This is a genomic window from Pseudomonas sp. UBA6276, assembly GCF_002438365.1.
Classification (GTDB): Bacteria; Pseudomonadota; Gammaproteobacteria; order Pseudomonadales; family Pseudomonadaceae; genus Aquipseudomonas; species Aquipseudomonas coleopterorum.
In genome coordinates, this window is record NZ_DJUS01000090.1 from 1,651 (window position 1) to 6,962 (window position 5,312).

Consider the following 5,312-nt stretch of genomic DNA (forward strand, 5'->3'; position numbering starts at 1 on the left):
CCTTACCGCTTGGCGACGCCCCTGTAGCTTGAAACATCCGAGTGCCCAGCACTCGTTTCCTGTTACAGACTTTGCAGCTTGCGATGCAACATCGAAACGTTGCTTCCCTTGGCTACGAACCCTGAAAGGGTGTCTGCAAGAAGGTGCGAAACTCTATCAGCTTCCGCTTTGCTTGGGAAGGCCCCAAACACACAACTTCCAGTGCCTGTTAGCCGAGCTTCAGTGAATTTGTTGAGCAAATTCAGTGCGTTACGTACATCTGGGTAACGGCGCTCTACTACTGGCTGGCAGTCATTACGACTGTTTCCCTCAAGAACGGGGCGCACTTTAATGGGTGCCGAGTCACGTGTCAACAACGGATCGGAAAAAATTTCCGCTGTACTAACAGAGACTTGCGGTACCAGTACGAGAAACCAGGGTTCGGGCAGTTCGACCGGGGTGAGTTTCTCGCCCACACCCTCGGCGAAGGCCGCGTGGCCGCGGACGAATACCGGCACATCGGCACCCAGGGCGAGACCCAGCTGGGCAAGCTGATCTTCGCTGCAACCGGTCTGCCACAGGTGGTTCAGGGCCAGAAGCGTAGTGGCGGCATCCGAGCTGCCGCCACCAATGCCACCGCCCATGGGCAACACCTTACGCAGCCAGATGTCCGCGCCCAGGGTTGTGCCGGTCAGCGCCTGCAACTGGCGCGCAGCCTTGACGATGAGGTTGCCGTCGTGGGGCACGTCGGCTATTTCGGTATGCAGATGCACGACGCCGTCGCTGCGCAGGGAGAAGTCCAGTTCGTCGCCGTGGTCCAGAAATTGGAACAGGGTCTGCAACTCGTGATAGCCGTCCGGGCGGCGGCCCAGAATGTGCAACATCAGGTTGAGCTTGGCAGGGGCGGGCAGGGTCAGCACGGGATTCATGGAAAGACCTTCGCTCACGTCACTGCCCCAACCGGCGCGGCTGCCAATCCTTGACCACCAGGGTCACGTCCAGATCCTGGCCATGCAGCTTGATGCGCTCGGGCAGCCAATAGCCGTTCTGTTCGGCGTAGCTCAGGTACTCGACCGTCCAGCCGTCCTGCGCCAGGCCCGCCAGGCGGCTGTTGCCGTCCAGGGTCAGCTGGCTCTTGCTGTCGGGAGCCGGCAGGCCGCGGACCCACCAGGACAGGTGCGATACCGGCAGCTTCCAGCCCAGTTGCTGTTCCAGCAATTCTTCGGGAGTGGTCGCCTGGTAGCGGCCCTGATTGGCCACTTCCAGGCTGACATCGCCCAGGCGTCCGGTCAGACGCGCTGCCCCGCGGCCCAATGGGCCAGACAGGCGGATGTCGTAATAGTCCTGGCGCTGCAGCCAGTACAGCGTGCCGGAACCGGAGTCCTTGGGCGCGCGGATGCCGATCTTGCCGTTGATTTCCCAGCCGTCGAGCTGGGTCAGCTGTTGCTTGTGCGCCTGCCACTGCTGGGGGTTGCCCTGGCCTTGCAACGCTTCGTGGGAGCCCATGCCGGCGCAGCCGGTGAGTACGGCGATGAACGTGGCAACCAGCAGATGACGCATGTAGGAGGTAGGACGAACAGACATGGATTAAAGATTCTCTGAACCGGTCAGGCGCAAGATGGTGCTGCGCAGGATAGGGCTGTCGGGTTGTTCTTGCAGGGCTTTGCCCCAGATGCGGCGGGCCTCGCGCTGTTTGCCGTTGGCCCACAGCACTTCGCCCAGGTGGGCTGCCACCTCATGATCGGGAAAGCGTTCGAGCGCGCTGCGCAGATAGCCTTCGGCAGCGTCGAGGTTGCCCAGCCGATAGTTGACCCAGCCCAGGCTGTCGAGCACGGCCGGATCTTCCGGGTTGATCTGGTGCGCCCGCTCGATCAGCGCGCGGGCTTCTTCGAAGCGGGTGGTGCGATCCGACAGCGTGTAGCCCAGGGCATTGAGCGCCATGGCATTGTCCGGCTCGCGTGCCAGAATGGCCCGCAGGTCCTTCTCCATCTGCACCAGGTCGTTGCGCTTTTCGGCCAGCATCGAGCGGGTATACAGCAGGTTCGGATCGTCGGGATTCTTCTTCAAAGCGTTCTGCAGCACCAGCCAGGCGGACTGATCCTTGTCGTTGTTCGACAGGGTTTCGGCTTCGATCAGGTACAGCTGGATGGCGTAGTCGGGCTGGGCATCACGCGCTGCGGCCAGGCGCCGTGAAGCTTCGTCGGCGCGGCCGTTGGCAATGAGGATGTCGGCCTGGCGCAGCTGCGCGGGCAGGTAGTCGGTGCCCACGCCGACCTGTGCATACTCCTCGAGCGCGGCCTGCGGATCACCGCGCTCTTCGGCGATGCGGCCCAGGTTCAGGTGCGCGGAATCGACATGGCTGCCACGTTCCACCAGCTGTTGCAGGTAGTTGTAGGCTTCGTCCCACGCCTTGCCTTCCAGACAGACCAGCGCCAGTGAGTAACGCAGTTCGTCATCGTCGGGGTATTGCTGCACGAGAATGGCGAACTGCACCTTGGCATCGTCCATGCGGTTCTGCTCGACCAGCATGCGGGCGTAGGTGAGGCGCAGGCGCTTGTCGTCGGGGATCTTCTTGAGGTTCTTCTCCAGCAGCGGCATCGCTTCGCTGCCACGATCGAGCGCGGCCAGCAGGCGGGCGCGGAGCAGGATCGGGGCAATTTCGCCTTCCTGCGGCGGGTTGTCTTCCAGCAGGGTCAGGGCGCCCTCGGTATTGCCGTCCTGTTGCATCAGCAAGGCCTTGCCGAAGATCAGCTGGCCGTTGCCGGGGTATTTTCCGAGCAGGCGTTCGAAGCTCTGCAGCAGGCCACGCCGGGTGCTTTCGTCGGTGTCGGCGGCCGACAGCGCGAGAAAGTCGAAATGGGTATCGCCCTGGCCCTGCAGGACTTTTTCCATGTACACCAGCGACTCGTCGTACTTGCCATTGCGTGCCAGTTGAATCGCGGCAGCGCGCTGGGCGTCCAGGTCGGTGGGCGCATTCTTGGCCCACAGCAAGGCGGTTTCCAGCGCCGGTTGATCGGCGCCCAGGTACTCGGCGATGCGGAAGGCGCGCTCGGAAATGCCCGGGTCCTGGGTCTTGCGGGCCTGGGTGACGTAGTTGCCCAAGGCAAGATCGAAACGGTCGCGCTGGCCGGCCAGTTCCGCGCTGAGCAGGCTGAACACGGTTTCCTCGCTGAACGAGCCGTAGACCTTGGGCGTCTCGTCCGGCGTGGGCGCCGGCTGCGCCACGGGGACCGGAGTCGCTTGCTCTCTGGCTGGCCAGGACTGGCAGCCCTGCAGCAAGGCGAAGGCGAGGAGCAACGTGGAGGTTCTATTCATAGAGGGGATTTTGGCGGCTTACCTGCGGTCGGATCATCATGACACAAGCCACAGGTCAAACCCATAACTCGAGGTTGCCTATTAGGACAATAGATAGCGGTGGTTGTTCTGGACCGGACGAAGTAGGACAATTACCGGCTCCTCGACATCATCAGCGACCTTGAATGGCCTTTCTCGCCCTCGGTATCAACCACAAGACTGCTTCGGTAGACGTGCGCGAGCGCGTGGCGTTTACCCCGGAGCAGCTGGTAGAGGCCCTGCAGCAGCTTTGCCGACTGACCGACAGCCGTGAGGCTGCGATCCTCTCGACCTGCAATCGCAGCGAACTGTACATCGAACAGGATCACCTGGCCGCCGATGCCGTGCTGCGCTGGCTGGCCGAATACCACCGTTTGAGCGTCGACGAGCTGCGCGCGAGCGCCTATGTGCATGAAGAGGATGCGGCTGTTCGTCACATGATGCGGGTCGCTTCCGGGCTCGATTCGCTGGTGCTGGGCGAACCGCAGATTCTGGGGCAGATGAAATCCGCCTACGCCGTGGCCCGCGAGGCCGGCACCATCGGGCCGCTGCTGGGGCGCCTGTTCCAGGCCACGTTCAGCGCTGCCAAGCAGGTACGTACTGATACCGCCATCGGCGAAAACCCGGTGTCGGTGGCCTTCGCCGCCGTCAGCCTGGCCAAGCAGATCTTCAGCGATCTGGCGCGCAGCCAGGCGTTGCTCATCGGCGCGGGCGAAACCATTACCCTGGTTGCACGCCACCTGCACGAGCAGGGGGTCAAGCGCATCGTGGTCGCCAACCGCACGCTAGAACGTGCCAGCACCCTGGCCGCGCAGTTCGGCGCCCATGCCGTGCTGCTGTCCGACATTCCGCAGGAGCTGGTGAACAGCGACATCGTCATCAGTTCGACCGCCAGCCAGCTGCCGATTCTGGGCAAGGGTGCGGTCGAAAGTGCGCTCAAGCTGCGCCGACACAAACCGATCTTCATGGTCGATATTGCCGTACCACGCGATATCGAGCCCGAGGTCGGCGAGCTGGATGACGTCTACCTTTATACGGTCGACGACCTGCACGAAGTGGTTGCCGAGAACCTGAAAACCCGCCAGGGTGCCGCTCAGGCGGCCGAAGAACTGGTGAGCGTGGGCGCCGACGACTTCATGCTGCGCCTGCGCGAGCTGGCGGCCGTGGATGTGCTCAAGGCCTATCGCCAGCAAGGCGAACGCCTGCGCGACGAAGAATTGCAGAAAGCCATGCGCCTGCTGGCCAACGGCGGCAATGCCGAAGAGGTGCTCGCGCAACTGGCGCGGGGCCTGACCAACAAGCTGCTGCACGCCCCCAGCGTGCACATGAAAAAGCTCTCCGCCGAAGGCCGCGTCGATGCGCTGGCCATGGCCCAGGAACTCTTTGCCCTCAATGAGGGCTCAACGGATAAACCGCCGCAATGAAAGCGTCACTGCTCAACAAGCTGGACACGATCCAGGATCGATTCGAGGAACTGACCGCCTTGCTGGGCGACGCTGAAGTCATTTCCGAGCAAACCCGTTTCCGCGCCTATTCCAGAGAATATGCCGAACTCGAACCGGTGGTGCTGGGCTACCAGCAGTGGTCCAAGGTGATGGCGGACCTCGAAGGCGCGCAGGCGTTGCTCAAGGACAGCGACCCGGACATGCGTGAAATGGCCGCCGAGGAAGTGCGCGAGGCCCGCGAGCAGTTGGTCCAACTGGAAAGCGCCTTGCAACGCATGCTCCTGCCCAAGGACCCTAACGACGGGCGCAATGTCTTCCTCGAAATCCGCGCCGGTACCGGTGGCGATGAAGCGGCGATCTTCTCCGGCGATCTGTTCCGCATGTATTCGCGCTATGCGGAGCGTCGCGGCTGGCGTCTGGAGATTCTTTCCGAAAACGAAGGCGAGCATGGCGGCTACAAGGAGGTCATTGCCCGCGTCGAAGGCGAGAGCGTCTACGGCAAGCTGAAGTTCGAGTCCGGGGCGCACCGCGTCCAGCGCGTGCCGGAAACCGAAT

General features: G+C 62.8%; 5 protein-coding genes and 1 tRNA gene (1 of these 6 running past the window's edge). 2 read left to right on the plus strand and 4 right to left on the minus strand.

Annotated features, from left to right (window positions below; genetic code table 11):
• The 4 genes from B2V21_RS10485 to B2V21_RS10500 all read right to left on the minus strand — a co-directional run.
• Window positions 1-23 (minus strand) — tRNA-OTHER (locus B2V21_RS10485) (it extends 79 nt beyond the left edge of the window).
• A gap of 39 nt (window positions 24-62) precedes the next feature.
• Complete coding sequence (ispE, locus tag B2V21_RS10490; protein ID WP_282349495.1) at window positions 63-908, minus strand: 4-(cytidine 5'-diphospho)-2-C-methyl-D-erythritol kinase; 846 nt, start codon at window positions 906-908, stop codon at window positions 63-65.
• A gap of 19 nt (window positions 909-927) precedes the next feature.
• Window positions 928-1,539 carry a lipoprotein insertase outer membrane protein LolB gene (gene lolB / locus B2V21_RS10495; protein WP_376787116.1) on the minus strand — a complete coding sequence of 204 codons (612 nt, stop codon included), beginning with the start codon at window positions 1,537-1,539 and terminating at the stop codon, window positions 928-930.
• 27 nt (window positions 1,540-1,566) lie between these two features.
• A complete protein-coding gene (locus B2V21_RS10500) occupies window positions 1,567-3,294 on the minus strand; it encodes a tetratricopeptide repeat protein (RefSeq protein ID WP_134723684.1) in 1,728 nt (575 codons plus the stop codon).
• A 164-nt stretch (window positions 3,295-3,458) separates the two neighbouring features.
• Here B2V21_RS10500 and hemA point away from each other — a divergent pair, with 164 nt between their 5' ends.
• The gene (gene hemA, locus B2V21_RS10505; protein WP_049861186.1) at window positions 3,459-4,736 is read left to right on the plus strand and encodes a glutamyl-tRNA reductase; all 1,278 of its coding nucleotides are present in this window, start codon (window positions 3,459-3,461) and stop codon (window positions 4,734-4,736) included.
• On the plus strand, window positions 4,733-5,312 hold a 580-nt coding region (locus B2V21_RS10510; protein WP_286916807.1), incomplete at its 3' end, for a PCRF domain-containing protein. The genes hemA and B2V21_RS10510, both read left to right, overlap by 4 nt.

What these genes read in the sequence shown, in the direction of transcription:
- ispE (WP_282349495.1), bottom strand. Translation starts at nt 908, where the DNA reads ATGAATCCCGTGCTGACCCTGCCCGCCCCTGCCAAGCTCAACCTGATG.
- lolB (WP_376787116.1), bottom strand. Translation starts at nt 1,539, where the DNA reads ATGCGTCATCTGCTGGTTGCCACGTTCATCGCCGTACTCACCGGCTGC.
- B2V21_RS10500 (WP_134723684.1), bottom strand. Translation starts at nt 3,294, where the DNA reads ATGAATAGAACCTCCACGTTGCTCCTCGCCTTCGCCTTGCTGCAGGGC.
- hemA (WP_049861186.1), top strand. Translation starts at nt 3,459, where the DNA reads ATGGCCTTTCTCGCCCTCGGTATCAACCACAAGACTGCTTCGGTAGAC.